Here is a 26044-nt window from a genome sequence, read left to right as displayed (position 1 = left end):
GCGGTCCGACACCTCGAACGGGCCGCGAGCCTCGGGGAAGGGGCGGAGCCCCCGCCGGGCTCAGTCGCCCTCGCGGGCCTCCTTGCTGGCCAGCAGACGGCGCAGCGAGTAGAGCCGGGCGGCCTCGGCGTGGCCGTCGGCGACCCAGGCGTCCAGGGCGCAGTCCGGCTCGTCGTGGCTGCAGGCGCGCGGGCAGTCGACCGTGCCCGGCTCCAGGTCGGGGAAGGCGAGGATGACCCGGGACGGGTCGATGTGGGAGAGGCCGAAGGAGCGGAAGCCGGGCGTGTCGATCACCCAGCCCGGGTCGAGCGCCTTCTTCGAGCCGGGCTTGACGCCGGGCGGCGGGGGCAGCCGCAGGGCCAGGGCGGAGACGGTGGTGTGCCGGCCGCGGCCGGTGACGGCGTTGACGTGGCCGGTCTGCCGCCGCCGGTCCGGGACGAGGGCGTTGACCAGGGTGGTCTTGCCGACGCCGGAGTGGCCGATGAACACCGTGGAGAGTCCGCGCAGGTGCTCGCGGACGGCCTCGGCGCCGGCGGTCTCCAGCTCGTCCCGGCGGGTGACGACGTAGTCGATGCCGAGCGGGGCGTACGACTCCAGCAGCGGCCCGGCCGGGGCGAGGTCGGACTTGGTGAGCACCAGCAGCGGTTCCATGCCCGCGTCGTAGGCGGCGACCAGGCAGCGGTCGATCAGCCGGGGGCGGGGCTCCGGGTCGGACAGGGCGGTGACGATGGCCAGCTGGTCGGCGTTGGCGACGACGATCCGCTCGTACGGGTCGTCGTCGTCCGCGGTGCGCCGCAGCACGGAGCTGCGCTCCTCGACCCGGACGATCCGGGCGAGGGTGTCGGCGTCCCCGGAGAGGTCGCCGACCAGGTTGACCACGTCGCCGACGACGACGCCCTTGCGGCCCAGCTCGCGGGCCTTCATGGCGACGACCTCACGCTCCTGCTTGGTCCCCGGGTCGACCAGGCAGGTGATCCGGCCGCGGTCGACGGTCAGCACCATCGCCTCGTCGGCGTCCTCGTGCTTGGGCCGGATCCGGGTCCGCGGCCGGGAGCCCCGGCGGGCGGGGCGGTTGCGGATGTCGTCCTCGTCGGCGTCCTTGCCGTAGCGGCGCATGGTTCAAGTCTCCGCTCAGGCGTCCGCGGCCGCTCCGCCGAGCAGCTCCGCCCACATCTTGGGGAAGTCGGGCAGGGTCTTGGCGGTGGTGCCCACGTTCTCCACCTCGACGCCGGGCACGGCGAGGCCGAGCACCGCGGCGGCGGTGGCCAGGCGGTGGTCCTCGTAGGTGTGGAAGATGCCGCCGTGCAGCGGGCGGGGGCGGATCCGCAGGCCGTCCTCGGTCTCGCTGACGTCGCCGCCGAGGTCGTTGATCTCCTTGGCGAGGGCGGCGAGCCGGTCGGTCTCGTGCAGGCGCAGGTGGGCGATGCCGTACAGGTGGGACTCGGAGTCGGCGAGGGCGGCGACGGCGGCGATCACCGGGGTGAGCTCGCCGACGTCGTGCAGGTCGGCCTCGATGCCGTGGATCCTGCCGGTGCCGGTGAACTGGAGGCCCTCGTCGGTGTACTCGCAGGCGCCGCCCATCCGGGAGTAGAGGTCGCGCAGCTGGTCGCCGGGCTGGGAGGTGTGGCGGGGCCAGTCGCGGACGGTGACCCGGCCGCCGGTGACCAGGGCGGCGGCGAAGAACGGGGCGGCGTTGGACAGGTCGGGCTCGACGACCAGGTCGCGGCCGAGCAGGGCGCCGGGGGTGACCCGCCAGACGTCCTTCTCGCCGCCGTCCTCGGGGGCGTCGACCTGGGCGCCGGCCAGGCGCAGCATCTCGACGGTCATCCGGATGTGCGGCAGCGACGGGACGGGGCCGCCGACGTGCCGGACCTCGACGCCGTGGTGGTAGCGGGCGCCGGAGAGCAGCAGGGCGGAGACGAACTGGGACGAGGAGGAGGCGTCCAGCTCGACCGGGCCGCCGTCGAGGCCGCCGGTGCCGTGGACGGTGAGCGGGAAGCTGCCGCGGCCGCCGTCCTCGATCCGGGCGCCGAGCGCGCGCAGGGCGTTGATCACGCCGTGCTGGGGGCGCTCGTGGCTGCGCGGGTCGCCGTCGAAGTGGACCGGGCCGTCGGCGAGGGCGGCGAGCGGGGGCAGGAAGCGCATGACGGTGCCGGCGTTGCCGACGTCGACGTTGGCGGGGCCGCGCAGCGCGGGGGCGGGGATGACCCGCCAGGCCTCGCCGCCGCCGGTGCCGCCGGAGTCGTTGTTGACCTTCTCCTCGATGGTGACCCCGAGGGCGCGCAGGCCGTCGGCCATCAGCTGGGAGTCGCGGCTGCGCAGCGGGCGGCGCACCCAGCCGGGTCCGTCGGCGAGGGCCGCCAGCACCAGGGCCCGGTTGGTGACCGACTTGGAGCCGGGAATGGTGACGGTGGCGTCGACGGGGGCGCTGGCGACGGGGGCGGGCCACAAGGAGTCGGTCATGGGGGCCAGTCTAGGGTCCGTGACGGAACGGCCCCCGCTGCGGCCGGATGGCGGGACGGCGGTGATCTAGTGGAGGGGTTGCAGCAGCCAGGTGGCGCCGAGGGCGAGGCAGGCGAGGGCGGTGAGCAGGAAGACGGTGACCCAGGCCAGGGCCGGGACGTGGGTGAGCCGGGCGAGCTGGTCGGCGTCGGAGTCGCGGGCCCAGCCGGTGCGGCGCTGGTGCTGGAGTTCCAGGACCGGGCGGACCGCCCCGAACAGCAGGAACCAGCAGCCGAGGTAGGCGAAGCCGGCCTGGACCTGGGCGCTGCCGAACCAGGACACCAGGAAGAAGGCGCCGCCGGCGACGAGCACGGTGAACAGGCCGAAGGCGTTGCGGATCCGCAGGAGCAGGGCCAGCAGCAGGGCGATGGCGAGCCAGAGCAGCAGGGTGATCCGGTCGGCGGCGAGCAGGGCGGCGCAGCCGAGGCCGAGCAGGGCGGGGGCGGTGTAGCCGGCGGCGGCGGTGAGGACCATGCCGGGGCCGGTGGGGCGGCCGTAGGAGAGGGTGAGGCCGGAGGTGTCGGAGTGCAGCCGGATGCCGGCGAGCTTGCGGCCGGTGGCGAGCGCGGCGAGGCCGTGGCCGCCCTCGTGGGCGATGGTGACGGCGTTGCGGGTGACGTGCCAGAGCGGGCGGGCGAGGACGGCGAGCAGGGCGGCGCAGCCGGTCGCGAGGACGAGCCAGCCGGGCGGGGCGGCCTGGGTGCCGGTGACCCGGTCCCACAGTTCGCCGAGGTTCTGGTTGTTCGGGTTCATCGGCGGGCTGCGCCTCCGTTCGCTGTGCTGTGTCGTGATTCGCCGTTCGGGCCGGGTTGGGCCGTTCGGGGCAGCCTCCCATGCGGGGACGGGCGGAGGGGAGCGGGCGGTTCTGCTCCGTGGATGAGGAAGTGCTGAGCGGGCGCGGTGTGGTTGGCTGGCCCGCATGTGCGGTCGCTTCGCAGCCAGCAGCAAGCCGGAGGACGTCGTCGAGCTGTTCGACGTGGAGTTCTGGGACCCGGAGGAGTCCCTGGACCCGAACTGGAACGTGGCGCCGACCAACAGCGCGTACGTGGTGCTGGAGCGGTTGGCCAAGGGGGCGGCGCGGCCGGTGCGGCAGTTGCGGGCGCTGCGCTGGGGGCTGGTGCCGCAGTGGTCGAACTCCGCCGAGACGGCGGTGAAGATGATCAACGCGCGCTCGGACACGGTGCACGAGAAGCCGGCCTACCGGCAGGCCTTCGCCTCGCGCCGGTGCATCCTGCCGGTGGACGGCTACTACGAGTGGCAGACGGTGCCGGGGGAGCGGGGCAAGGCGCGCAAGAAGCCGTTCTTCGTGTCCCGGGCGGACGGCGCCCCGCTGGCGCTGGCGGGGCTGTACGAGTTCTGGCGCAACCGGGCGGTGCCGCCGGGGCACCCGGAGGCCTGGCTGGTGACCTTCACGATCGTGACCACGGACGCCGAGGAGTCGCTGGCGCCGATCCACGAGCGGATGCCGCTGTTCCTGGACCGGCGGGACTGGGGGCAGTGGCTGGACCCGGGGCTGGGCGACCCGGAGGAGGTGCGCCGGCTGCTGATACCCCCGCCGCCGGGGGCGCTGCTGGCCACGCCGGTGTCGCCGGCGGTCGGGAACATCCGCAACAACGGTCCGGAGCTCAAGGAGCCGTGGACCGAGGTCGAGTACGAGACCACACTGTTCTGAGACTTGGGAGCTGCCGGGATGACCACCTCCGAACTCGTCACCACCGGGGCCGGGGACGCCCGGATCACCTACCACCGGGCGGCCGCGCCGAGGGCGGTGCTGGCGCTGGGCCACGGGGCGGGCGGCGGGACCGGCGCCCGGGACCTGGTGGCGCTGGCCGGGCGGCTGCCGGAGCGGGGGATCACGGTGGCGCTGGTGGAGCAGCCGTGGCGGGTGGCGGGGAAGAAGCTGGGCCCGGCGCCGAGGACGCTGGACGTGGGCTGGCTGCCGGTCGCGGAGCGGCTGGCCGGGGCCGGGCTGCCGCTGGTGGTCGGCGGGCGCAGCGCGGGGGCGCGGGTGGCCTGTCGGACGGGGGCGGCGAGCGGTGCGGTGGGGGTGGTGGCGCTGGCGTTCCCGCTGCACCCGCCGGGGAAGCCGGAGAAGAGCCGTGCCGAGGAGCTGCTGGGGTCGGGGCTGCCGACGCTGGTGGTGCAGGGTGCGGCGGACCCGTTCGGCGGGCCGGCGGAGTTCCCGGAGCTGCCGGCGGGGCACGAGCTGGTGGCGCTGCCGTACGGGAACCACGGGTTCGAGGTGCCGAAGCGGGCGTCGGTGGGGCAGGACGAGGTGCTGGAGCTGATCTGCTCGGCGGTGGGGGACTGGGTGCTGGGGCTGCTGTGACGCCGGTGCCGCTGTGGCTCCGGTGCCCGTGTGAGGGGCCGTGAGGGGCCGTGAGCAGGGTGTTTCCGCTCGCTCACTCGTGCGAGTGAACGGCGGGTGCGGGCGGGAATGCGGGCGGGGCCGGTGTGGTTGTCGTGTCCGTCAGCATGAGTCACCGGTGAGAGGTAGGGCAGATGGGTTCGATCGCGTGCCCCGAACGGCCGGAGGAGCGCGAGGCCGCCGCGGCGTTCGCCCCCTCCTGGTCGGACTGGCTCGACGCGGGCGAGAAGCCCGTCAGCCCGATATCCTCCATTTCTGGGCGGCCCGCAGTGGGCCGTGCCCGTCATGCCGAGGAGGTGGGTCCGGTCGTCGGGACCGAGCACGAGGCCGATCCGGGCCGTGGCCCGGACGAGGCCCTGCCTGCGGGCGAGGCGCTCACCGGTGAGGAGCTGGCCGAGGCGATCGGTGAGGACACCTTCCGGGTGTCGGCGGAGGAGTCCGAGGAGGCCCGGCGGGAGCGCTTCGAGCGCGACGCCCTGGGCTACCTCGACCCGATGTACTCGGCGGCGCTGCGCATGACGCGCAACCCCGCGGATGCGGAGGACCTGCTCCAGGAGGCGTTCGCCAAGGCGTACGCGTCCTTCCACCAGTTCCGTGAGGGCACCAACCTCAAGGCCTGGCTGTACCGCATCCTCACCAACACGTTCATCAACTCGTACCGCAAGAAGCAGCGGGAGCCCCAGCGCACCGCGGCGGAGGAGATCGAGGACTGGCAGCTGGCCAGGGCCGAGTCGCACATGTCGACCGGTCTGCGCTCGGCCGAGACCCAGGCGCTCGACCACCTGCCCGACAGCGACGTGAAGGACGCGCTCCAGGCGATCCCGGAGGAATTCCGGATCGCCGTGTATCTCGCGGACGTAGAAGGCTTTGCGTACAAGGAGATCGCGGACATCATGGGTACTCCCATCGGTACGGTGATGTCCCGGCTGCACCGCGGCCGCCGGCAGCTGCGCGGCATGCTGGAGGATTACGCCCGTGAGCGCGGGCTGGTCCCGGCCGGCAGCGGGGCAGGGCAGGAAGCGAAGGGCTCGGGCTCATGAGCTGCGGCGATCCGCACGAAACCGAGTGTGGCGAGGTCCTCGACCACCTCTATGAATTCCTCGACAACGAGATGGCCGAGGGCGACTGCGCCAAGCTGCGCGTGCACTTCGAGGAGTGCTCGCCCTGCTTGAAGCAGTACGGGCTGGAGCAGGCGATCAAGGCGCTGATCAAGCGTTCCTGCGGCTGCGACGACACCCCGACGGACCTGCGCAGCAAGGTCCTGGCCAGGATCGACTCGATCCGGGCCGGGCAGCGCTCGGGTGAGCCGGTGGTGGTCGCCGTGGAGACGACCGTCGAGGTGCACGTCGAGGCGGCCCGTCCGGCGCCCAGACCGGTGCAGGCGCGCGAGGACGCGGGTGACGCGCCGGGCGTGCGCCCCGGTGCGCCGGTCGAGGCCGGAGCGCCGGCCGAGTAGTCCGGCGCAGCGGCCCGTACGGCCCGCCGGCGAGGGCGGTGCCGAGCGGTTCGGGCTGGGATTCCCGCGCCCCCGGGAGACTGCGCCCCGGGGGCCGCTCCCGTTCTGCTCGCATGCGCCCTCACTCGTTCGAGTGAGTTGGCGGTGCGCCAACTGCGCCATTGCGCGATCATGCGTCCCCACGCCCGGACGGCGGCCTATCCTCCTGACGGACGCTCACCGCCGGTCAGCCCGGCGCGCTGAGGCAACAGGGCCCGGACGCGGGGAGGCCGAGATCGCTACCGACAGTGGAGGCGCGACCCTGCCGCGGGGGGCTGCGCGCTACCTGGTGGCCGTCCCGGTGGCGGCCCTGTGCTGCCTGCTGCCGCTGCTGCCCGAGACCGTCACGCCCGGGGTGCCGCGCTGGCTCGGACACCCGGCGGACTGGCCCAAGATCGGACTGCTCGGCTTCCTGCACGGCTGCTGGGAGTCGCTCGCCCAGGGCCTGCCCACCCCCTGCTCGCTCCTGCTGCGCCGGCTGCTGCGCCGCCCCGCGCCCGCCGGACGGGTCCCCGCCCGCCCCGGGGCGAACGCCTTCTTCCCGGTGCTGTTCGCCGGGGTGCTGATGCTCCCGCCGGCCGCCGCCGCGCTGGTCGCCGCCCCCGCCGCCCTGCTCGGCGGCCCCACCGGCCCCGGCTGCCGAGGCCGCCAGCTGTTCAACGGCTCGCAGCTCGCGCTGTGCGCCTTCGCCTCCTCGGTCGCCTTCCACCTGCTGCACGGCCCGCAGCTGCTGCTCGGCTCCCGCTTCCCCGCCGCACTGCTGCCCGGCTTCGCCGCCGTCGGCGCGTTCTGCCTGGTCAACGGGCTGGTGGTGGGGGTGATGGTGGTGCTCAGCGAGAGCCGGCCGGTCACCGAGGTGCTCCGCGGGGCCTGCGCGGTGTGCGGGCTGCCGGTGCTGGTGCACGCGGCCGGCGGACTGATGGTCGCGGTGCTCTGGCAGGGCCCGTACGGGGCGTTCGCCGCCCTGCTGGCCCTGCTGCCGCTGTCCATCTCGGCCTGGGTCTTCGCCCAGGGCCAGCGCGAACGGGACGCCCACCAGGCCACCGTGCAGTCGCTGGTGCAGGCGGTGGAGATCAAGGACGCCTACACCCGGGGGCACAGCGAACGGGTCGGCCGCGCCTCGGTGCTGATCGCCGATCAGCTCGGCATGGAGCCCGAGCGGCTGCGCACCCTGCGCTTCGCCGGGATCCTGCACGACGTCGGCAAGCTCGGCGTGGCCACCGAGCTGCTGCGCAGAAACGGTCCCCTCGACGAGGACGAACGCCGCGCCGTGGAGGTCCACCCGGTGTACGGGTACGAGCTGGTGCGCGGGATCGACTTCCTCGGTGAGGCGCACGCCGGGATCCTGCACCACCACGAGCGGATGGACGGGCGCGGCTACCCGAGCGGACTGGCCGGCGAGCAGATCCCCGAGTTCGCCCGGATCATCTCCGTCGCCGACGCCTTCGACTCGATGACCTCCACCCGCTCCTACCGGCGCGGCCGCCCCGTCGCCGAGGCGGTGACCGAACTGGAGCGCTGCTCCGGCAGCCAGTTCGACCCGGTGATGGTGCGGGCGCTGATCGACGCGCTGGCCGTGCACGACTGGCAGCCGGTGGTGCACTCCGAGGACTGCGTACGGGCCGTCCCGGACATCCCGCTCGGGGTGCCCGAGCCGGTGCGGGCCGCGCCCGGACGGGTGCCCGCCCAGGGCGGGGTCCGCCCCGCGGCCGGGCAGCCGTGACCGGGCGCGCGGCCGGGGGCGGGGGCCGGGCCGAGGGCGGGGGCGGTGCGGGGCACGGGGTCGGGGCCGGTTCGGGGCACAGGAGCGGGCACGGGGCCGGTTCGGGGCGTGGGCGCACCGCGCGGGGTGTGCACGCGGCCGCCGCCGTCTTGGTGGTGCCGGCGTTCGGCGCGGTGGCGGTGCGGGGGATCGCCGAGCCGAGGGTCGCGCTGGCGTTCACCGCGCTGATCGCGCTCGGCGAATGCGTCCGGATCACCCTTCCGGGTGACCGTGAGCAGGCGCCCATCGGTGCGGCCGGCGCGCTGGCGTACGCCCTGCTCGGGCCGCTGCGCGGGGTGCCGACCGCGCACGGCACCCTCCAGGTCGTCGCGGTGACCGGGGTCGGCCTGCTGCTGGGCTGGCTGCCCGGGCTCGCCCTGCCGCACCGGCCGGGGCGCCCGCACCGGCGGCCGCCCTGGGCGGACCCGGCCCGGCGGGACAGCGCGGCCCGCCGGCTGCTCGCGGTCGGCTTCGCCGCCGCCGTGTTCCAGCCGCTCTACAACGGCGGCCTGGTCGACCGCTTCTCCCCCGAGGGCCCCGCCTACGGGGCCTTCCTGACCGCCGTCGCCGCGCTCGCCGCGCTCTGCGACGCGACGCTCGCGGCGCTGCTGCGCTCCTCGGGCCCGTCCTCGCCCGCCCGCCGTTCGACCGGAGGGCGGGCCGGGCGCAGCCGGGGGCACCTGCCCGGCGCCGCCCAGGGAGCCGTCGGCGACCGGCCACGGCGCGACGGGGCGTGCGCCCCGGCGGCGGCCCGCGGGCGGGAGCCCGAGGACGGGCCCGGGGCCGGCGGGCCGCGCTTCCCGGCCGCGCTGGAGGACGAACTGCGCTCGCTGTTCGGGATCGGTTCGGCGATCGTCGCCACCGGGATGCTGGTCAGCCTCGCGGCCGGCGAGGTCGGGCTGTGGGCGCTGCCGCTGTTCTGCACCCCGTTGCTGCTCGCCCAGGTCTCCTTCCGGCGGGCGGCCGCGGTGCGGGCCACCACCGGGCAGACCATCGCCAGCCTGGCCCGGGCCACCGAGGTCGCCGGGTACACCCCGCACGGGCACGCGCGCCGGGTCGCGGACACGGCGTGCGCGCTCGGCCGCGAGCTGGGGCTGGGCACCCGTGAGCTCGCCCTGCTGGAGTACGCGGCGCTGATGCACGACGTCGGGCAACTCTCCCTGGTCGAACCGGTGCCGGACGGCGCCACCGCGCTGCTGCCCGCCGTCGAGCAGCAGCGCATCGCCCGGCTCGGCAGCGAGGTGATCAGCCGCACCGGGGTGCCCCGGCAGGTCGCCGAGCAGGTCGCCCGACTGGCCGACCCCTGCCCCGGGCCGGTGGGCGGTGAGGGCCCGGTGCCGCTCGCCGCCCGGATCATCCGCGTCGCCAACGCCCACGACGACCTGCTCACCGCCGCCCGGGGGCGGGGCCTGGGCGAGGCGGTGGGGCGGCTGGAGGCGCTGGAGGTGCTGCGGCTGGGGCGCGGGCGGGTCTACGACGCCCGGGTGGTGGACGCCCTCGCCCGGGTCGGCGGGCAGGGGCGGGGCTGAGGGCCGGCTGCCGGGGGCGGGGGTCGGTGGGCAGGGTCGGGGCTGAGGGTCGGCCGCCGAGAGCGCCGTCCTCGCGAGGGGTGTGGTGGCGCCCGCCCGGGGGCCCGCCCGCCCGCCGGGGCGCGGCGGTGCGGTCGGGGCGCGGCCGGGCGGCGCCCGTCCGGGGTTGAGGAGGTGCGCTCCGACGGGCAGGCTGGGGAGGGGCGGCCCCAACCTCGGCGGTGGGGAGCGCGGGCGGGGGCGGGCGTGGTTGGATGCGGTCGTAGCGTGGAACACCGACCCGGAGCACCGGGACCCGGGCCCCGTCGAGGACGGGACGGGCCCGGCGGCAAGGGACTTGAGCGGACGACGACGGCAGGGACGAACGTGAGGATCTTCCACCGGGCACGGCACCGGCCGTCCGCCGCCTGGCGGCAGACGACCGACCGGGCCTTCACGCTGATCGGCGACGGCCGCTACGAGGACGCCGGCGCCCTGCTGGTGATGGCCGCCGACCTGGAGCCCTGGCTGTCCGACTCCTGGTTCAACCTCGCCCTGCTGCACAAGTTCCGCCGCGACTGGGAGCAGGCCCGCTCGGCCGGCCTGCGCGCCGTCGCCCTGCTCGACCGCGAGCAGGGCGCCCCCGACTGGTGGAACCTCGGCATCACCGCCACCGCCCTCCAGGACTGGCCGCTCGCCCGCCGCGCCTGGCAGGCCTACGGGCTCAAGCTGCCCGGCGGCCCCGGCGGGGACGGCCCGGTCAGCCTGGAGCTGGGCACCACCCCGGTGCGGCTGTCCCCCGACGGCGAGTCCGAGGTGGTGTGGGGCCGGCGCCTCGACCCCGCCCGGATCGAGGTGCTGTCCATCCCGCTGCCCTCCTCCGGCCGCCGCTGGGGCGAGGTCGTGCTGCACGACGGCGCCCCGCACGGCGAACGGGTCACCGACGGCGTCGCCTACCCCGTCTTCGACGAGATCGAGCTGTGGGCGCCCTCCCCGGTGCCGACCTACGTGGTGCTGCTGCAGGCCGCCACCGCCGGCGACCGGGACGCGCTGGAACGGCTGGTCGCCGACGCCGGCTACGCCGCCGAGGACTGGACCTCCTCGGTGCGGCTGCTGTGCCGCGCCTGCTCGGAGAGCCGGATGGCCGCCGACGACGGGATCGTCGCCCACCACGACCCCCACGACGACGGCGACGCCGCCCACCCCGGGCACCTCAGCCACCTCAGCCAGGGCGGCGCGGCCGGGATGTCCTGGCTGGTCGAGCGCGAGTGCGGGCTCGCCGCCCCGGCCCACCTGGTCCGCTCCCTGCTCGACCGCTGGGTCGCGGCCGCCCCCTCGACCAGGGCCTACCGGGATCTCGAAGAGGTCTGCTGATCCCGCTGAGTACCCTGGTGAGGTACGCGTAGACCTATGGGAGCGGAAGACAATGGCGGAGCAGCACGACCACCAGCACGAGCACGACGTGGAGGGGGCGGCGCCCGAGGCCCCCGCGAAGGTGATCGGTGAGGAGCCCGACCTCACCAAGGGCACCGCGCGCCCGATCACCGTGGTCGGCAATCCCGTGCTGCACCGCGAGGTCAAGGACGTCACCGCGTTCGACGCCGAACTCTCCGCGCTGATCGACGACATGTTCCAGTCGATGTACGCCGCCGAGGGCGTCGGCCTGGCCGCCAACCAGATCGGCGTCGACCTCAAGGTCTTCGTCTACGACTGCCCGGACGACGACGGCGTGCGCCACATCGGCCACGTGATCAACCCCAAGCTGGAGGAGTACCCGGCCGACCGGCGCCGCGTGCTCGACGACAGCAACGAGGGCTGCCTCTCCGTCCCGACCGCCTACGCCGAGCTGCCGCGCCCGGACTACGCGGCCGTGACCGGCGTCGACAAGGACGGCACCCCGATCCGCGTCGAGGGCACCGGCTTCTTCGCCCGCTGCCTGCTGCACGAGACCGACCACCTGTACGGCACCCTCTACATCGACAAGCTGTCGAAGCGGGACCGCAAGGACGCCCTCAAGCAGATGGCCGAGGGCACCGCGAAGTACGCGACGGTGCCGAACGAGTAACGGCTGAGCGGTAGTCGGCGAAGGCCGGTGCGGATCTCCCGCACCGGCCTTCGGCGTTTCCGGGGGGCGTATCTTCCGAAACGCATTCCCTTTTCCCGAGGGATGTTGGAGGATTTCACACTGGCCCGAGGAGCCGTCCGGGCGGTATTCGGCAGTCGTCGGGGAAATCTTCGTGAACACGTTTCCCGGGTGGCGGTTCACATGGATTCCGGCCGCTCGGTGATCACATTTCGCCAACCCCCGTACGGGACTTGCGGAGCTCCCGCGCGGCAGCGGTAGTTTCAGGGCGCCGCAGCCCCACCAGGTGCACACGGCACTCCGGGTGAACTCCCCCCCACCCGCCGTGCACCTCTGCGAATTCCCCCACATCCCCATGAACGACCAGTCCGTGACCACTGCTGTGATGTGGAGGCAAGGCATGCGCGACGCCCTCCGGGACGAGCGCCCGACGGTGATTCCGTCGGGCGGGTACGAGGCACTTCCGTATTCCCGCCGCTGCCAGGAGATCTGGCGGCGCGGCGAGCACCTGCTCATCGGCGTCAGTTCCGGCAACAGCTATTTCAGCGCCCGGCGGATCACCGAACTCGTCCGGTGGGGGCGGGAGTTCTTCGAGCGGATCGACATCGTCTACGCCGACCTGCTCGTCGGCACCCAGTTCGAGACCTTCGGCTACGCCCCCGAGCAGGCCGAGCGCCGGGCCCGCAAGGAGGTCAAGGCCACCGCCCGCCGGATCGAGCGGGGCGTCGAGGAGGCCGGCCCGCGGGGCGACGTCCGGGACGCCCCGGACGTCCGGGTGCACGCCCTCTCCTCCTTCACCGGCGACCGCGCCTACCAGCGGCTGCACCGGCGGGCCGTCGACGCCCTGCGGACCGACCCGGAGTTCCGGGCGGCCGCCGAGGGCATGGCCCGCGGCTTCCTGGCCGCCCGGCTGGACGAGGGCCTCGCCCCCAGCGAACCCCAACTCGCCGCCGGTCTGCGGTACATCGCCGCCGAACTGCCGTTCTTCCTGGACACCCCGGCGCTGCTGGGGGTGGGCTCCTCGGTCAGCTGCTACCACCTGCAACTCCCGCTCACGCCCGTCCTGTTCGGCCGGGACGAAGGTCTGCGCGCCGCGGCGGGCCAGGCGTACGCGGTGATCCGGCCGGCTGCCGCGTCCTCCGTCGTCGAGGCCGTAGAAGCCGCTGTGCCCGCGTAGTCGACCGTCCGGACCGCCGAACTTCCCCGAGGAGCAACGCCCGTGAGCACGACCGTGACCGTGAACCACCCGCCGACCACCGACATCGCCTTCCCGCTCTCCCGCCGGGGCGACGTCCTGCCCGCCGAGGCGAACCGGCTGAGGGAGGAGACCCCGATCGCCAGGGTCCGTACCCTGACCGGCGATCCGGCCTGGCTGGTCAGCAGCTACGCGCTGGCCAAGCAGGTCCTGGAGGACGAGCGGTTCAGCCTCAAGGACACCGCCAACCCCGGCGTCCCCCGCCAGTACGCGCTGACCATCCCGCCCGAGGTGGTCGACAACATGGGCAGCATCAACAGCGCCGGACTGCGCGACGCCGTCATGAGGACCCTCTCCCCACGGGCCGACCGCGCCCTCGACGGCTGGCTCCAGGCCGAGGCCCACCGGCTGATCGACGTACTCACCGCCCAGGGCGCCCCCGGCGAACTCCGCGACGGCTTCGCCGACCCCTACTCCGCCGCACTGCACTGCCGACTGCTCGGCATCCCGGCCGAGGACGGGCGGCGGCTGATGGCCGGTGTCGACCTCGCCTTCCTCACCAGCCCGGTGCCCTTCGCCGGTGCGGCCCCCAACTGGTACAAGGACCTCGGCCACGTGCTCGGGCGGTTGAACGCCGATCCGGAACCGGTGGACGGCCTGCTCGGCCGGTTCGCCGCGCTGCGCCGTTCCCCGGACGTCGCGGACCGGGTCGGCGACGAACTGCTCGCCACCGTCGCGCTGTCGCTGTTCGGCGCGGGCGCGGTGTCGACCTCGGCGTTCCTGCTGAACGCGGTCGTCTACCTGTGCGAGCGGCCCGAACTCGCCGACCGGCTCCGGCGGGAGCCGGCGCTGATCGGGCGCGCGGTGGACGAGTTGCTGCGGGTGAACCTGTCGATCGGCGACGCCCTGCCGCGGCTCGCGCTCGCGGACGTCCCGGTGGGCGGGGTGCTGGTGAAGGAGGGCGAACTCGTGCTCGTCCTGGTCGAGGGCGCCAACTACGACCCGGCGGTCTTCCCGGACCCGGAGCGGATCGACTTCGACCGGCCGAGCAACCCGCACCTCGCCTTCGGCGCGGGCCGGCACTTCTGCCCGGCCTCGGCGCTCGGCCGCACCCACGCCGAGATCGCCCTCACCGCGCTCGTCGAACGGCTCCCGGGCCTGCGGCTCGCCGTTCCCGCCGACCAGCTGGCCTGGCGGCCGGGGTTCATCAAGCGGCTGCCGGAGCGGCTGCCGGTGGTGTGGTGAGCCGAGGGCCTTCGGGGCCGGTACGGACCCGTCCGTACCGGTCCCGTCGGTATCGGCCCCTGCGCCGTTCGGTCACACCAGGAGCCACTCCGGGCCGTAGGTGAAGCGGGGGTCGGCCGGGAGCTCGACGTCGACGATCTGCTGGGCGGTGTCGCGCAGTTGGCCCATCAGGCCGATCGCGGTGCCGAGCTGGGACGGGTCGCCGCCCCAGGCGCGTTCGAGGGCGTGCAGCATGGCGCTGTCGTGCTGGTTGAAGGTGTCCAGCAGCCCGGCGGTGGGCCCGTCGGGCGAGTTGGGGTCGCCCTGGCGGGGCCAGCCGCCCTTGGGGACCCGGGCGACCGGGAAGGTGTCCGGCAGCGGGACGTCGGCGCCGGCGAACTCCCACGTCTTCGTCGTGGGGTTCTGGACGAGCTTCCGGCCGACGGCGATCTCCTGGAAGGCGTAGTAGTGGGCGAGTTCGCCCGGGGCACTGGGGAACGGGTCCTCCGGGGAGGCGGTGGTGCCCTCGCCCTGGGTCTGGATGACGTGGATCGCCGTGAGCACGTCGTCGATGGTGTTCATCGCGACGATGCCGCGGTTGGTGCCGAGCGAGAACGTCACCTGGCGCTGCCCGGTGAGCAGGTGGGCGTACGTGGGGAAGACGTTGGCGATGCGCTGGTAGAAGGCGCCGATCGTGTTGCCGTCGGCGGCGTAGGCGAGCGGGTTCTCGGGCTTCTCGATGGCGGCGAAGAGTCCGGCCGAGTCGCGGGAGAGCCCGCCACAGGGCGGTGGAGTACAGCGGGATGGTCGACACCTCCAGCATGATCGCCCGCTGGAGGGCCTCCTTGAGCTCCTGCTCGGCCCAGTCCTCCTCCGCCATGCTCATGAGCTGGGTGATCGCGTCGCTCTCGTAGTCGAGGACTCCGGTCGTCACGGGGGACCCCTTTCGTTCGGCTGTGCGCCGGACCGTAGCGGGGGTCGGGTCGTGCGTGTGCGGGTGATGCCGGTGCGGCCCGGGAGTTCAGTCGGACGGGCGGCGCGCGGCGATGGCTAGCGCGGGGCGGCTCGGACGGATGTGGCGTCGAGGGCTGCCTCGTTGACGGGTGTGGCGTCGAGGGCCGGGGCGATGGCGGTGAAGGCCTGGTCGGTCAGGGCGGCCGGGTCCGCCGTTCCGCCGCTCGCGCTCCAGCACTGGAGCACGACGTCGAAGGCGGTCAGGGCCATTCCCGCGGCCATCCGGGGGCGGAGTCCGGCCGCGGCGTCCACTCCCAGCCGGTCGGCGAGTTCGGCGGCCAGCTCCTCCCGCCACTGCGACTGGTGCTCCAGGAGGCGGGCGCGCAGCGCGGGTGTGCCGAGGATCAGCCGGACCACGCGCAGGGTCTGCTCGGAGTGGCCGGCGCACGCGTCGACGGCGGCCCAGACGGTGTGCCGCAGGGCGGTGGAGGGGCTCTCCCCGGCGGGCCGCGCGGCGAGTTCGGCGCGCATGCCGTCGCCCAGCTCCGCGAGGAAGCGGACGACCACGTCCTCCTTGGAGGCGAAGTAGCGGAAGAACGTCCGCTTGGACATGCCGGTGGCGGCGGCGATCTCGTCGACCGTGACCGCGTCGAACCCGTGCTCGGCGAACAGGCCCAGTGCGGCCCTGGTCAGTTCGTCGGAGACGAGCCGGCGCTTGCGCTCGGCCAGGCTCGGGGCGGGGAGGGTGGTCATCCCGTGATGCTACACGCGGGGCCGTTTCTGGCGCATGGAGTCGCACTTGACACTTGGTGACATGAGCGGCAGCGTGTGTCGCATGACGAAGCCTCAAGCATGGAACGCCGACCGGATCCCGGACCAGACGGGGCGACTCTTCGTCGTCACGGGTGCCAGCAGCGGCCTCGGGCTGGCGACCGCCCGCGCCCTCGCCCACCGGGGCGGCCGGGTCGTCCTCGCCGTCCGCGACGAGGCCAAGGGACGGCGCGCGGTCGCGGAGCTCACCGCCGAGCGGCCGGGGGCGTCCGTGGAGGTGCGGCGCCTCGACCTGGCCGACCTCGACTCCGTCCGCGCCTTCGCCCGGCGGCTGCGCTCCGACGGCCTCCGCCCGGACGTCCTCGTGAACAACGCGGGTGTGCTGGCCCCGCCGCGCACGCTCAGCGCGCAGGGGCACGAGCTCCAGTTCGCGGCCAACCACCTCGGACACTTCGCGCTCACCGGCCTGCTGCTCGACCTGCTGGCCGGCGGGACCGACCCCCGGGTGGTCACCGTGAGTTCGGCCAACCACCGGCAGGGGCGGTTCCACTTCGACGACCTCACCGGCGAGCGCGGGTACTCGCCGATGGGGCGCTACAACCAGTCGAAACTGGCCAACGCCGTCTTCGGTCGGGAGCTCCACCGGCGTCTCACCACCGCAGACAGCCCGGTCCGCAGCCTGCTCGCCCACCCCGGGTACGCGGCCACCGGCATCCAGGCGGGCTCGGTCGGCCCGGTGAAGCTGCTCTTCGGCCGCCTCCTGCGCCCGCTCGCCCAGACCCCGGACCGGGGCGCGCTGCCCCAACTCTTCGCCGCCACCGCCCCGGACGCCCTCGGCGGGCAGTTCATCGGCCCGGGCGGGATGGGGGAGCTGCGCGGCGCCCCGAAGGTCGTGCGGCTCGCCCCGAGGGCGACCGACGCCGAGGCGGCGCGGCGGCTCTGGGAGCTCTCGGAGCGGCTGACGGACGTCCGCTTCGCGCTCTGACGGAGCAATTTTTCGCCCTGCGGGGGCGAGTCGGGCGGCGCGCAGGAAGTCGGGCCGGCCGACTTCCTGCGCTGGTGGGGGATTCGGCTCCGCTGTCGGAGGGTGGGTCTAGCGTGCCCGGCAAGATCATCGGCAGGTTCGCCGGGGTCGGGCGGAGCGATCGTGCGGGGGTGTGTCCTGGTGGGCTGGTGGGAGCGGAAAGCGGAGGAGGAGCGGGCCCGGTGGGTGCTCGATCCGCTGGCGGGGGTCGGGCCGCTGCGGTTCGGGATGAGCCCCGACGAGGTCAGGGACGTCCTTGCGGAACACCCTTCCCCGGTGCAGAGCACCCAGGACCGGGTGTGCTGGCAGGGGTACCACCACGGTACGGGCGTGACCGCGATCTACGGGCCGGACGAGCGGCTGGCGGCGGTGGCGGTCGACGCGAACACCGGACCACTGGTGCGGCTGCGAGAGGTGGAGCTGATCGCCCGGGTGCCGTCCGAGGTCCGTGCCGAGGTCCACGCCCTCGCCGGCCGGGAGGGCGTTCCGGTCGGGGTGAACTGGAGCGGCGATCCGGAGGTCGCGGCCTGGGGCGTGTCCATGGGCGCCGATCAGGAGTGGGGCACGTCGCCCGACGGGTACCTGGAGCGGCGGGACGCGATGCTGACCGGTGCCCTGCTCGTCGGCCCTGAGCTGGCCGAGGACCCGTACGGGGCCGAACCGGTGCTCGCCTGGCGCGACGTCCGCAGGCTGGAGGCGAACTCCGGCTCCTGGCCGGTGACGTCCGACCAGGACCGGCCCCGCTGGGACTGGACGCCGCTGGAGCGGGTCGGCCCGCTGCGGTTCGGGATGAGCCCGAGGCAGGTGGCGGCCGCGCTGGGCGGTGAGACGCCGGCCGCTCGGCGGGGGTGGGGCTACCAGTCGATGCGGCACTACGGGGCCCGGCAGTGGATCCTGTCGGAGGACCAGTTCGACCGGGCCGGAGTGACCGCGCACTACTGGTACCAGCAGGGGTTTCCCACCCTGGCGGCCGTGACCGTGAACGGCCGTACCGGGCCGCAGCTGGAGTTCGAGGGCCTGCCGCTGATCGGCCGGACGGTCTCCGAGGTCGATGCGGCCCTCACCCGGTACGTCGAGAGCCAGGACGGGACGCTGCTCATCGGCTGCGACGGAGACCTCGGGCCGGACGGCTCCGGCATGTCCGTGCGCGCCACCAGGGCCGGGGACACCGTGGTGAGCGGTGCCCGGTTCCATGCGGAGGACTGGGACGACCACGGCTGACCCGGTGCGGTGCGGTGTGGCGTGGTGCACGGGAAGTCGGCCCGGCCGACTTCCTATGCAGGGGGCAGGGCGGCGCTGGTGGGGGACTCGGCTCCGCCGTCGGAGGGTGGGTCCAGCGAGGGTGTGGCGTGGTGATCTGGTGGAAGCGGAAAGCGGAGGCGGAGCGGGCCCGGTGGGTGCTCGACCCGCTGGTGGGGGTCGGGCCGCTGCGGTTCGGGATGAGTCGTGAGGAAGTCGAGTCGGCCCTGGACCAGGTGGTCCCCGACCCCGCGTGGGACAGGGGCGGAAGCGCGCCCTGGCAGGAGTACCGTGACGAGGGCGTGACCGTGTTCTACGGGCCGGGGTCGCGGTTGGTCGCGGTGGCGATCGATGCCCTGTCCGGTCCGCTGGTGCGGCTGCGGGGCGTCGAGCTGATCGCCCGCGTCCCGTCCGAGGCTCGCGTGGACCTCCTCGAAGTCGCCCGTCAGGAAGGGCGGTCGGTCGGGGTCAACCGTGGTGGTGACCCGGAGGTGGCCGGATGGGGCGTCTCGATGGGGGCGGACCAGGAGTGGGGGCGGGCGGCGGAGGGCCATAACGAACGGAGGAACCGGGCGATCACCACCGCCCTGCTGGTTGGGCCCGAGCTGGCAACGGATCCGTACGGGTCCGAGCCGGTCGTCCGATGGCGCGGCGTTCGGAAGGTGGGGGCGAAAGCCGGGGCGTGGCTGTCGACTTCGGGGCGGGAGCGGCCCCGCTGGGGTTGGACGCCGATGGAGAGCGTCGGTCCGCTCCGGTTCGGTATGAGCCCGTCGCAGGTGGCGGCCGCACTGGGCGGCGCGGCGCCGGCAGCCCGCGAAGGGGCCTATCCCCGGTCCTGGCCCTCGGTCCCGCCCGAGGCCGGGCAATGGCGCTTGCACGAGGACGTCTTCGAGGAAACGGGGGTGACCGCCCACTACGGGTACTGGGCAGACGTCCCAGTGTTGGGCGCCGTGACCGTGCACGGGCTGACCGGACCGCAGATCGAGTTCGAGGGCATCCCGCTGATCGGCAGGCCGGTCGCCGATGTCGACGCGGACATCATCCGCCACATCGAGGATCGGGGCGCGGGCCTGCGCCTCACCTGTGCCGGAGACCAGGGGCCGGACGGCACCAACATGTACGTCCGAGCTGTCAGGGCCGGGGACACCATGCTCAGCGAGGCCCGGTTCTGCGTGGAGGAGTGGTGGGAGGAGTAGGCCGCACGTGCTGCACAGGAAGTCGGCGGGGCCGACTTCCTGTGCAGGCTGTCCCTACTGCTGAGGCATCGGCTCCAGGACGAAGCCGCGGAGCGGCACGTCATCGGTGGGCGGGCCGTAGGTGGGTCCCTCGGGCGTTGCCTGTTGCCTGCGGTAGCAGGCAACCAGCTCTGCGTACCGGGGATCGATCCACTCTTCCATTCGTGGTGCCTCCTGTCGGTCGCTCGGCAGCGTACGCCGCTCAGGCCACCTTCGGCTTGTGGCAAGGGTGTTCGGGCTTCGGCATCGGCTTGACCGGGCCGTCCTTGGCGGGGGCGTGCTGGCAGCCAGCGGCGACGGTCACCAGGCTGTCGTCGTCGGGAGCCCGCCACAGGTCCAGGTCGATGTCGAAGTCGGCCGCGCGGATGGCGGCCTGCGTGTGTCGGAGGATGCTTGGGTCGTAGTTCTCGGTGCCGTTTTCCATGACGGGAAAGCGGTTCGGTCGCCCCGGCCCCGCGGGTACGCCCGGGCGGGGCGGGGGTTGCGGGGCGGGGGGGGGGGGGGGTGGTGGGCGGGCGGGCGGCCGGCTCCGTTCCGGGCGCGGGCCCCCCCCCGGGCACGCGGGCGCGGCCCCCCGCCCGGGCCGTCCCCCCGGGGCCGGGGCGGGGGTTCAGGGGCGGTGGCGGGTGGTGATGGTGAGCGGGTGGGCGGTCCAGTCGATGGTGTCGCCGATGTAGAGGGTGATGGACCAGCGGCCGCTGCGGGCGAGGGAGTGGGCGACGCCGTTGTTGCCGCCCGGGCCGATGCAGAGGCGGAGGAAGTCCCGGTGGGCGGCGCGGACGGGGTGTCGGCGGACGTGGTCCCACAGGACCGGGAGGGCGTGGTCGAGGCTGGGGAACACGGTCGGCAGCATGATCCCCGCGATCCCGGCCCGGACCGGCTTCACGCGGCGGCCTCGGCGGTGGGCACGGTGATGTGGCACCAGATGAACTTGCCGATGCCACCCCGGCGCGGGCAGCAGCCCCACGCCGAGGCCAACTCCTGGACGAGGAGCAGGCCCCGACCGCACTCGGAGGTGAGGGAGGCGGGCCGGAGCGAGGGCTTCTCGCTGTCGGCGTCGTGCACCTCGATGCGGAGCGTGGTGGGGGAGGGGAGCTGGAGGCGGACGAAGATCAGGCGGTCACGCGGGGTGCGGGTGTGGGTGACCGCGTTGGTGACGAGCTCGCTGAGGAGCAACTCGCCGATGGGGAGCAGGGGTTCGGCGGAGGGGTGGAGGAGGAGGAAGGAGCGGAGCTCCTGGCGGGCGTTGCGGGGGGACTTGGGGTGCCGGGGGAGCCAGCAGGTCTGTTCGCTCATGGCAGGGCCACCTCTGGAGTGTGCAGGTGAGAGCGCTGGAGAAGGCATGGGGATGCCCGGTGAGAGTCCGCCATGATCACGATGTGTCTACTGGAGGACTACGTTGAGTAGCATGCTCCTGATGTCTTCTGGAGTGCAAGTCCCTACTTTGGGAACCGATCAAAGATTGTTGTCCAGAGCAGAGGGCGGCAGACTGGCAGCGCACATACGGCTGGGAGGTCAACGCGTGCCCGTGAACAGGAATCCGACGGTTCGACAGCGACGGCTCGCTCGAACGCTCAAGGAGTTGCGGGTTGCTGCGCGGATGACGATGGTCCAGTCGGCCAGACAACTGGACTGTGCCGAGAGCAAGATCAGCCGGATTGAGGCCGCGCAGTCTGGAATCAGGCTTGTGGATCTCAGGCTGCTACTCGACCTCTACGGCGTGACGGACCATGTGGTGCGCGGTCGACTGGAGGAACTGTCGCGCGAGGGGCGCCTGCGTGGCTGGTGGGACAGATATTCGGACGCGCTGTCGCCGCTCTACGCGGACTACATCTCGTTGGAGGCTGACGCCTCGGACGCGTACAGCGTGGAGACCTTCCTCGTTCCGGGGCTCCTGCAAACGGAGGACTACACCCGGGCCGTCGTTCGGGCGCAGATAGAGGATGCCAGTGTCGAGCAGGTTGAGCAGCTGACGAAGGTTCGGTTGGAGCGGCGATCGGTCCTGACGCGCGAATCTCCGCTTCGGCTCTGGGTTGTGCTGTCGGAGTCCGTGTTGAAGCACCAGATCGGTGGGCGGTCGGTGATGGGAGAGCAGCTCGACTATCTGGTCGCCATGGCGGGCCGGCCCAATATCAACATCCAGGTGCTGCCGGAGGAATCGGATGTTCATGCGGCGCTGTTCGGTCCACTCGTCATCCTGAGCTTCCCCGAGAGCACGGAGACGGACGTCGTGTACGTGGACAGTCTCCTCAGCACGCTCTACATCGAGGAGCCGGGCGAGGTCTTCAACTACTCGAACCTGTTCCGGCGGGCTCTGGCGGAGTCGCTGCCTCGCAAGGAATCGATTGCGTTCATTGAGCGCATTGCGAAAGGAAGGGACGGCGATGAGTAGCATCCCCAAGGGGGCGGCCGCTGACCTGAGCTGGAGAAAGTCGTCGTTCTCCGGTGCGCAGAGCAACTGTGTGGAGATAGCCATAGGCGGGGTTGGGGGCGTGCCGGTCCGGGACTCGAAGGACCCGGATGGGCCAGGTCTGCTGTTCGATGCTGATGCCTGGGCTTCGTTCGTGGCCGGGGTCAAGGGCGGGGAGTTCTTGGCCGAGTAGAAGAACAGGGGTGCCCCGGGTGGGGCACCCCTGGTGTGTCACGTGAGGTTGTCGGTCCAGAAGAAAATGGTCCGCAGGACGATGCCCGGGGCGCCGGCGCCGAAGGCGAGGACCATGGACTGGCCGACCGCGACATCCGTCGGGTCGATGCCCTGGGACCAGGTGACCTTGGCGTCGAGGCCGGGGATGGATCTTCCCGGGGCGTACGACCGGAAGCTGCCGTGGGCGTGGGCGATGAGGGTGCCGTTGCGGCGCAGCTCTGCGTGGCGGAGGCTGGTCGATCTCAACTCGTAGGTGCGGTCGCCCAGAACGGCCGTGCGGGTGCGGGACTTCCGGGTGGTCGGGATGTTGCTCCCGTTGATGTTCATCGCGCCGTGGTCGCGGTCGGGCACCACGGTGACGGTGGGCATCCCCGCCCCCTGCACCCGGGCCACGACGGTCGGCCAGCGGTCGTGGCTGAGCTGTATCGGTCCGAACGGGCCGTCGATCACCCGTTGTTGGAGCTTGGACATGTCTGTGCTACCCCCGTACGCCTGGAACCGAGAACAGCGGGGCTGCCGTGACGGCAGCCCCGCTGTGTCCCGCTGTTGAAGCCGAACGATATTCGACCTAGAAGTCGTCGTCGAAGGAGACCGAGCCCTCGACCGCGACCTGGTACGCCGACACCCGGCGCTCGAAGAAGTTGGTCAGCTCCTGGACGTTCTGGAGCTCCATGAAGCCGAACGGGTTGGTCGACCCGTACCGGATCGGCATCCCGAGCCGTGCGAGGCGCTGGTCCGCGACGGCCTGGAGGTACTCGCGCATCGAGGCGGTGTTCATGCCGGGCAGGCCGTCGCCGCACAGGTCCTGGGCGAACTGGAGCTCGGCCTCGACGGCCTCCTCCAGCATCTCGGTGACCTGCTTGGCCATCTCGTCGTCGAAGAGGTCGGGCTCCTCCTCGCGGACGGTGTCGACCACGGAGAACGCGAAGTCCATGTGCATGGACTCGTCGCGGAACACCCAGTTGGTGCCGGTGGCCAGGCCGTGCAGCAGACCGCGCGACCGGAACCAGTACACGTACGCGAAGGCGCCGTAGAAGAACAGGCCCTCGACGCAGGCCGCGAAGCAGATCAGGTTGAGCAGGAAGGCCCGCCGGTCCTCCTTGGTCTGCAGCGAGTCGATGTGGTCGACCGCGTTCATGTACTTGAAGCAGAACTGGGCCTTCTGGTGGATGGAGGGGATGTTCTCCACCGCGGCGAAGGCCGCGTTGCGGTCCTCCGGGTCCGGAAGGTAGGTGTCCAGCAGCGTCAGGTAGAACTGGACGTGCACGGCCTCCTCGAACAGCTGGCGCGACAGGTACAGCCGCGCCTCCGGGGAGTTGATGTGCTTGTAGAGGCTCAGCACCACGTTGTTCGCGACGATCGAGTCACCGGTCGCGAAGAACGCCACCAGGCGGCCGATCATGTGGCGCTCGCCCTCGCTCAGCTTCGCCAGGTCGGCGACGTCCGAGTGCAGGTCCACCTCCTCGACGGTCCAGGTGTTCTTGATCGCGTCGCGGTACCGGTCGTAGAACGACGGGTAGCGCATCGGGCGCAGGGTCAGCTCGAAGCCGGGGTCGAGCAGCATCTTCTGGCGATCGTCGGACATTACTGGCAGGCCTCGCAGGACTCGGGGTTCTCCAGGGAGCAGGCCAGTGCGGCCTCTTCCTCGGGGGTGAGGGTCGGGGTGTTCACCGGCACCGGCGTACCAGCGGCGGTGCGGGCGGCACCCGAGGCGGCCTGGGCGATCCGGGTCGCGGGGCGCGAGCGCAGGTAGTAGGTGGTCTTGAGACCGACCTTCCACGCGTAGGCGTACATCGAGCTGAGCTTGCCGATGGTCGGCGCCGCCATGAAGAGGTTCAGCGACTGGCTCTGGTCCAGGTACGGCATGCGGGCCGCGGCCAGGTCGATCAGGGCGCGCTGCGGCAGCTCCCACGCGGTGCGGTACAGCGACCGGACCTGCTCCGGCAGCCAACCGAGCTCCTGGACGGAGCCGTTGGCGTCGCGCAGGGCGTCGCGGGTCTGCTGGTCCCAGACGCCGAGCTCCTTGAGCTCGCGCACCAGGTACGGGTTGACCTGGAGGAACTCGCCCGAGAGCGTCTCGCGCTTGAACAGGTTGGACACCTGCGGCTCGATGCACTCGTAGACGCCGGCGATGGAGGCGATGGTCGCGGTCGGGGCGATCGCGAGCAGCAGCGAGTTGCGCAGGCCGGTCTCGGCGATGCGGGCGCGCAGCGCCGTCCAGCGGTCGGTCCACTCCGGGGCGGCGCTCGGGAAGTGGTCGATGTGCAGCTCGCCGCGGGCGGCGCGGGTTTCGCCGTAGGCCTCGTGGCGGCCGAGCTGCTCGGCCAGGTCGGCGGAGCGCTCGTAGGCGGTGAGCATGATGCGCTCGGCGATCAGCGTGGACAGCCGGGCGGCCTCGGCGGAGTCGAAGTCGATCCGCAGCTTGAAGAAGACGTCCTGGAGGCCCATCACGCCGAGGCCGACCGGCCGCCAGCGGGAGTTGGAGGTGCCGGCCTCGGTGGTCGGGTAGAAGTTGATGTCCACCACGCGGTCGAGGAAGGTCACGGCGGTGCGGACGGTGGCGTCGAGGCGCTCCCAGTCCATGGCGCCGAGCAGGTCCTCGACGGACGCGCCCTCGGCCACGTGCGCGCCGAGGTTGACCGAGCCCAGGTTGCAGACGGCGGTCTCGGAGTCGTCCGTGACCTCCAGGATCTCGGTGCACAGGTTGGAGGAGTGCACCGTGCGGCCGGGCAGCGCGGTCTGGTTGGCGGCGCGGTTGGAGGCGTCCTTGAAGGTCATCCAGCCGTTGCCGGTCTGCGCGAGGGTGCGCATCATGCGGGCGTAGAGGGTCTGCGCCGGGATGGTGCGGACGGCCTTGCCGGCCAGCTCGGCCTTGAGGTAGGCCTCGTCGAAGTCGGCGCCCCACAGGTCGACCAGCTCGGGGACGTCGGCGGGGGAGAACAGCGACCAGTCGGCGTTGGCGTTCACGCGGCGCATGAACTCGTCCGGGATCCAGTGGGCCAGGTTGAGGTTGTGCGTGCGGCGCGCCTCCTCACCGGTGTTGTCGCGGAGCTCCAGGAATTCCTCGATGTCGGCGTGCCAGGTCTCCAGGTAGACGCAGGCCGCGCCCTTGCGGCGGCCGCCCTGGTTGACGGCGGCGACCGAGGAGTCGAGGGTGCGCAGGAACGGGACGATGCCGTTGGACTTGCCGTTGGTGCCGCGGATCAGGCTGCCGCGCGAGCGGATGCGCGAGTAGGACAGGCCGATGCCGCCGGCGTGCTTGGAGAGGCGGGCGATCTGCGCGTAGCGGTTGTAGATCGAGTCCAGGTTGTCCAGCGGCGAGTCCAGCAGGTAGCAGCTGGACATCTGCGGGTGCCGGGTGCCGGAGTTGAAGAGCGTCGGCGAGGAGGTCAGGTACTCCAGGCGGCTCATCAGGCCGTACAGCTCGGACACCTCGCGCACCGACTGCTCGGAGTCGCCGACCGCCAGGCCGCAGGCGACGCGGAGCAGGAAGTGCTGCGGGGTCTCGATCACCTTGCGGGTGATCGGGTGGCGCAGCAGGTAGCGGGACTGGACGGTGCGCAGGCCGAAGTACTCGAAGCGGTCGTCGCCCTTGGTGTCGACGAGCGCGTTCAGGGCGTCGGCGTGCTTGGCGACGAAGGCCGCGGTGGTGTCGCCGATCAGGCCCTCGGCGTGGCCGACGGCGATCGAGGCGGAGAAGGAGGTCGAGCCCTGGCTGTTCGCCTCGTCGACGATCTCCAGGGCGAGCAGGCGGGCGGCCAGCTTCGAGTACTGGGGGTCCTCGGCGATCATCGACGCGGCGGCGTCCACGGCCAGACCGCGCAGCTCGGCGAAGTCCGAGCCGGCGTGGCGGCCGCGCAGCGCGGCGGCGGCGACATGGCCGGGGTCGACCTCGGTGAGGTCGGCGCTGCGGTCGGTGAGCAGCCGCAGGAGAGCACCGCCGGGGTCGGAGACCGTCGGGTCGGTGAAGGCGGTACCGGAGCCCTGGGCGGGCAGGGTGACTGAGGCAGCGGTGGTCAAGGCGCTCTCTCCTGGCGGCG

Annotated in this window: 25 protein-coding genes and 1 pseudogene; 15 read left to right on the top strand and 11 right to left on the bottom strand. The window is 72.9% G+C overall.

What is annotated here, in order from left to right; all coding sequences use genetic code 11:
• Window positions 1–60: 60 nt before the first annotated feature.
• The 3 genes from rsgA to ACFXPX_RS22190 form a co-directional block, all read right to left on the bottom strand.
• The gene (gene rsgA / locus ACFXPX_RS22200; protein ID WP_375894142.1) at window positions 61–1116 is read right to left on the bottom strand and encodes a ribosome small subunit-dependent GTPase A; all 1056 of its coding nucleotides are present in this window, start codon (window positions 1114–1116) and stop codon (window positions 61–63) included.
• A 15-nt stretch (window positions 1117–1131) separates the two neighbouring features.
• The gene (gene aroA, locus ACFXPX_RS22195; RefSeq protein ID WP_380530040.1) at window positions 1132–2463 is read right to left on the bottom strand and encodes a 3-phosphoshikimate 1-carboxyvinyltransferase; all 1332 of its coding nucleotides are present in this window, start codon (window positions 2461–2463) and stop codon (window positions 1132–1134) included.
• A gap of 66 nt (window positions 2464–2529) precedes the next feature.
• Window positions 2530–3255, bottom strand: a complete 726-nt coding sequence (locus ACFXPX_RS22190) for a M50 family metallopeptidase (protein WP_375894136.1) — start codon at window positions 3253–3255, stop codon at window positions 2530–2532.
• Between the two features lie 166 nt (window positions 3256–3421).
• On the opposite strand from ACFXPX_RS22190, the gene ACFXPX_RS22185 reads away from it, so the two are divergent.
• The 10 genes from ACFXPX_RS22185 to ACFXPX_RS22140 all read left to right on the top strand — a co-directional run bounded on the left by ACFXPX_RS22185 (window position 3422) and on the right by ACFXPX_RS22140 (window position 14158).
• The gene (locus tag ACFXPX_RS22185; RefSeq protein WP_375894133.1) at window positions 3422–4174 is read left to right on the top strand and encodes an SOS response-associated peptidase; all 753 of its coding nucleotides are present in this window, start codon (window positions 3422–3424) and stop codon (window positions 4172–4174) included.
• A gap of 18 nt (window positions 4175–4192) precedes the next feature.
• Complete coding sequence (locus ACFXPX_RS22180) at window positions 4193–4831, top strand: alpha/beta family hydrolase (RefSeq protein WP_375894131.1); 639 nt, start codon at window positions 4193–4195, stop codon at window positions 4829–4831.
• A gap of 173 nt (window positions 4832–5004) precedes the next feature.
• Window positions 5005–5910: a sigma-70 family RNA polymerase sigma factor gene (locus ACFXPX_RS22175; protein WP_375894128.1), complete on the top strand. Its 906-nt coding sequence runs from the start codon at window positions 5005–5007 to the stop codon at window positions 5908–5910.
• On the top strand, window positions 5907–6326 hold the full coding sequence (gene rsrA, locus ACFXPX_RS22170) for a mycothiol system anti-sigma-R factor (RefSeq protein ID WP_375894125.1): 420 nt from the start codon (window positions 5907–5909) through the stop codon (window positions 6324–6326). Before ACFXPX_RS22175 ends, rsrA begins: the two co-directional genes overlap by 4 nt.
• A gap of 328 nt (window positions 6327–6654) precedes the next feature.
• Entirely contained in the window at window positions 6655–8088 is a 1434-nt protein-coding gene (locus ACFXPX_RS22165) for an HD-GYP domain-containing protein (protein WP_380525161.1), read from the top strand.
• 128 nt (window positions 8089–8216) lie between these two features.
• Window positions 8217–9656 (top strand): HD-GYP domain-containing protein, encoded by a 1440-nt coding sequence (locus ACFXPX_RS22160; protein WP_380642893.1) that lies wholly within the window; start codon window positions 8217–8219, stop codon window positions 9654–9656.
• A gap of 366 nt (window positions 9657–10022) precedes the next feature.
• Entirely contained in the window at window positions 10023–11009 is a 987-nt protein-coding gene (locus tag ACFXPX_RS22155) for a tetratricopeptide repeat protein (RefSeq protein WP_380642891.1), read from the top strand.
• 52 nt (window positions 11010–11061) lie between these two features.
• On the top strand, window positions 11062–11700 hold the full coding sequence (def, locus tag ACFXPX_RS22150; protein ID WP_375894116.1) for a peptide deformylase: 639 nt from the start codon (window positions 11062–11064) through the stop codon (window positions 11698–11700).
• Between the two features lie 418 nt (window positions 11701–12118).
• Window positions 12119–12895 (top strand): tRNA-dependent cyclodipeptide synthase, encoded by a 777-nt coding sequence (locus ACFXPX_RS22145; RefSeq protein WP_380642889.1) that lies wholly within the window; start codon window positions 12119–12121, stop codon window positions 12893–12895.
• Window positions 12896–12937: 42 nt separating this feature from the next.
• Window positions 12938–14158: a cytochrome P450 gene (locus ACFXPX_RS22140; protein WP_380525158.1), complete on the top strand. Its 1221-nt coding sequence runs from the start codon at window positions 12938–12940 to the stop codon at window positions 14156–14158.
• A 72-nt stretch (window positions 14159–14230) separates the two neighbouring features.
• Here the strand turns inward: ACFXPX_RS22140 and ACFXPX_RS22135 are convergent.
• Both ACFXPX_RS22135 and ACFXPX_RS22130 read right to left on the bottom strand, forming a co-directional pair.
• Window positions 14231–14896, bottom strand: a pseudogene (locus tag ACFXPX_RS22135) (ferritin-like domain-containing protein); the annotation flags it as partial.
• Window positions 14897–15187: 291 nt separating this feature from the next.
• Complete coding sequence (locus ACFXPX_RS22130) at window positions 15188–15844, bottom strand: TetR family transcriptional regulator (protein ID WP_380642887.1); 657 nt, start codon at window positions 15842–15844, stop codon at window positions 15188–15190.
• An 82-nt stretch (window positions 15845–15926) separates the two neighbouring features.
• Between ACFXPX_RS22130 and ACFXPX_RS22125 the strand changes: the two genes are divergently transcribed.
• From ACFXPX_RS22125 to ACFXPX_RS22115, 3 genes are all read left to right on the top strand, one after another.
• Entirely contained in the window at window positions 15927–16847 is a 921-nt protein-coding gene (locus ACFXPX_RS22125) for an oxidoreductase (protein ID WP_380642885.1), read from the top strand.
• A 315-nt stretch (window positions 16848–17162) separates the two neighbouring features.
• Window positions 17163–18107 (top strand): hypothetical protein, encoded by a 945-nt coding sequence (locus ACFXPX_RS22120; protein ID WP_380642883.1) that lies wholly within the window; start codon window positions 17163–17165, stop codon window positions 18105–18107.
• Window positions 18108–18283: 176 nt separating this feature from the next.
• Window positions 18284–19321, top strand: a complete 1038-nt coding sequence (locus ACFXPX_RS22115; RefSeq protein WP_380525154.1) for a hypothetical protein — start codon at window positions 18284–18286, stop codon at window positions 19319–19321.
• A gap of 241 nt (window positions 19322–19562) precedes the next feature.
• Here the strand turns inward: ACFXPX_RS22115 and ACFXPX_RS22110 are convergent, their stop codons facing one another.
• From ACFXPX_RS22110 to ACFXPX_RS22100, 3 genes are all read right to left on the bottom strand, one after another.
• Window positions 19563–19784: a hypothetical protein gene (locus ACFXPX_RS22110; RefSeq protein ID WP_375894095.1), complete on the bottom strand. Its 222-nt coding sequence runs from the start codon at window positions 19782–19784 to the stop codon at window positions 19563–19565.
• A 186-nt stretch (window positions 19785–19970) separates the two neighbouring features.
• On the bottom strand, window positions 19971–20213 hold the full coding sequence (locus ACFXPX_RS22105; protein ID WP_380642881.1) for a hypothetical protein: 243 nt from the start codon (window positions 20211–20213) through the stop codon (window positions 19971–19973).
• 29 nt (window positions 20214–20242) lie between these two features.
• Entirely contained in the window at window positions 20243–20656 is a 414-nt protein-coding gene (locus ACFXPX_RS22100; RefSeq protein ID WP_380642879.1) for an ATP-binding protein, read from the bottom strand.
• Between the two features lie 226 nt (window positions 20657–20882).
• Here ACFXPX_RS22100 and ACFXPX_RS22095 point away from each other — a divergent pair, with 226 nt between their 5' ends.
• Both ACFXPX_RS22095 and ACFXPX_RS22090 read left to right on the top strand, forming a co-directional pair.
• Window positions 20883–21752, top strand: coding sequence for a helix-turn-helix domain-containing protein (locus tag ACFXPX_RS22095; protein ID WP_380525151.1), 870 nt, complete (start codon window positions 20883–20885; stop codon window positions 21750–21752).
• Window positions 21745–21963 carry a DUF397 domain-containing protein gene (locus ACFXPX_RS22090; RefSeq protein WP_380525150.1) on the top strand — a complete coding sequence of 73 codons (219 nt, stop codon included), beginning with the start codon at window positions 21745–21747 and terminating at the stop codon, window positions 21961–21963. Before ACFXPX_RS22095 ends, ACFXPX_RS22090 begins: the two co-directional genes overlap by 8 nt.
• A 38-nt stretch (window positions 21964–22001) precedes the next feature.
• Here ACFXPX_RS22090 and ACFXPX_RS22085 read toward each other — a convergent pair whose 3' ends face one another.
• The 3 genes from ACFXPX_RS22085 to ACFXPX_RS22075 all read right to left on the bottom strand — a co-directional run bounded on the left by ACFXPX_RS22085 (window position 22002) and on the right by ACFXPX_RS22075 (window position 26000).
• Window positions 22002–22475, bottom strand: coding sequence for a hypothetical protein (locus ACFXPX_RS22085; RefSeq protein WP_380642877.1), 474 nt, complete (start codon window positions 22473–22475; stop codon window positions 22002–22004).
• Between the two features lie 97 nt (window positions 22476–22572).
• A complete protein-coding gene (locus ACFXPX_RS22080; protein ID WP_375894081.1) occupies window positions 22573–23589 on the bottom strand; it encodes a ribonucleotide-diphosphate reductase subunit beta in 1017 nt (338 codons plus the stop codon).
• A complete protein-coding gene (locus ACFXPX_RS22075) occupies window positions 23589–26000 on the bottom strand; it encodes a ribonucleoside-diphosphate reductase subunit alpha (RefSeq protein WP_375894183.1) in 2412 nt (803 codons plus the stop codon). Before ACFXPX_RS22075 ends, ACFXPX_RS22080 begins: the two co-directional genes overlap by 1 nt.
• Between the last annotated feature and the right edge of the window lie 44 nt (window positions 26001–26044).

The sequence above is a fragment of the Kitasatospora sp. NPDC059146 genome (assembly GCF_042786665.1).
In the GTDB taxonomy this organism is placed as follows: Bacteria; Actinomycetota; Actinomycetes; order Streptomycetales; family Streptomycetaceae; genus Kitasatospora.
Note: the sequence above shows the minus strand (reverse complement) of the source record. Positions and strands in the feature narration are given on the sequence as shown.

What these genes read in the sequence shown, in the direction of transcription:
- ACFXPX_RS22130 (WP_380642887.1), bottom strand. Translation starts at nt 15,844, where the DNA reads ATGACCACCCTCCCCGCCCCGAGCCTGGCCGAGCGCAAGCGCCGGCTC.
- ACFXPX_RS22105 (WP_380642881.1), bottom strand. Translation starts at nt 20,213, where the DNA reads ATGCTGCCGACCGTGTTCCCCAGCCTCGACCACGCCCTCCCGGTCCTG.
- ACFXPX_RS22085 (WP_380642877.1), bottom strand. Translation starts at nt 22,475, where the DNA reads ATGTCCAAGCTCCAACAACGGGTGATCGACGGCCCGTTCGGACCGATA.
- def (WP_375894116.1), top strand. Translation starts at nt 11,062, where the DNA reads ATGGCGGAGCAGCACGACCACCAGCACGAGCACGACGTGGAGGGGGCG.
- aroA (WP_380530040.1), bottom strand. Translation starts at nt 2,463, where the DNA reads ATGACCGACTCCTTGTGGCCCGCCCCCGTCGCCAGCGCCCCCGTCGAC.
- ACFXPX_RS22190 (WP_375894136.1), bottom strand. Translation starts at nt 3,255, where the DNA reads ATGAACCCGAACAACCAGAACCTCGGCGAACTGTGGGACCGGGTCACC.
- ACFXPX_RS22110 (WP_375894095.1), bottom strand. Translation starts at nt 19,784, where the DNA reads ATGGAAAACGGCACCGAGAACTACGACCCAAGCATCCTCCGACACACG.
- ACFXPX_RS22175 (WP_375894128.1), top strand. Translation starts at nt 5,005, where the DNA reads ATGGGTTCGATCGCGTGCCCCGAACGGCCGGAGGAGCGCGAGGCCGCC.
- ACFXPX_RS22125 (WP_380642885.1), top strand. Translation starts at nt 15,927, where the DNA reads ATGACGAAGCCTCAAGCATGGAACGCCGACCGGATCCCGGACCAGACG.
- ACFXPX_RS22180 (WP_375894131.1), top strand. Translation starts at nt 4,193, where the DNA reads ATGACCACCTCCGAACTCGTCACCACCGGGGCCGGGGACGCCCGGATC.
- ACFXPX_RS22090 (WP_380525150.1), top strand. Translation starts at nt 21,745, where the DNA reads ATGAGTAGCATCCCCAAGGGGGCGGCCGCTGACCTGAGCTGGAGAAAG.
- ACFXPX_RS22185 (WP_375894133.1), top strand. Translation starts at nt 3,422, where the DNA reads ATGTGCGGTCGCTTCGCAGCCAGCAGCAAGCCGGAGGACGTCGTCGAG.
- ACFXPX_RS22145 (WP_380642889.1), top strand. Translation starts at nt 12,119, where the DNA reads ATGCGCGACGCCCTCCGGGACGAGCGCCCGACGGTGATTCCGTCGGGC.
- ACFXPX_RS22080 (WP_375894081.1), bottom strand. Translation starts at nt 23,589, where the DNA reads ATGTCCGACGATCGCCAGAAGATGCTGCTCGACCCCGGCTTCGAGCTG.
- rsgA (WP_375894142.1), bottom strand. Translation starts at nt 1,116, where the DNA reads ATGCGCCGCTACGGCAAGGACGCCGACGAGGACGACATCCGCAACCGC.
- ACFXPX_RS22100 (WP_380642879.1), bottom strand. Translation starts at nt 20,656, where the DNA reads ATGAGCGAACAGACCTGCTGGCTCCCCCGGCACCCCAAGTCCCCCCGC.
- rsrA (WP_375894125.1), top strand. Translation starts at nt 5,907, where the DNA reads ATGAGCTGCGGCGATCCGCACGAAACCGAGTGTGGCGAGGTCCTCGAC.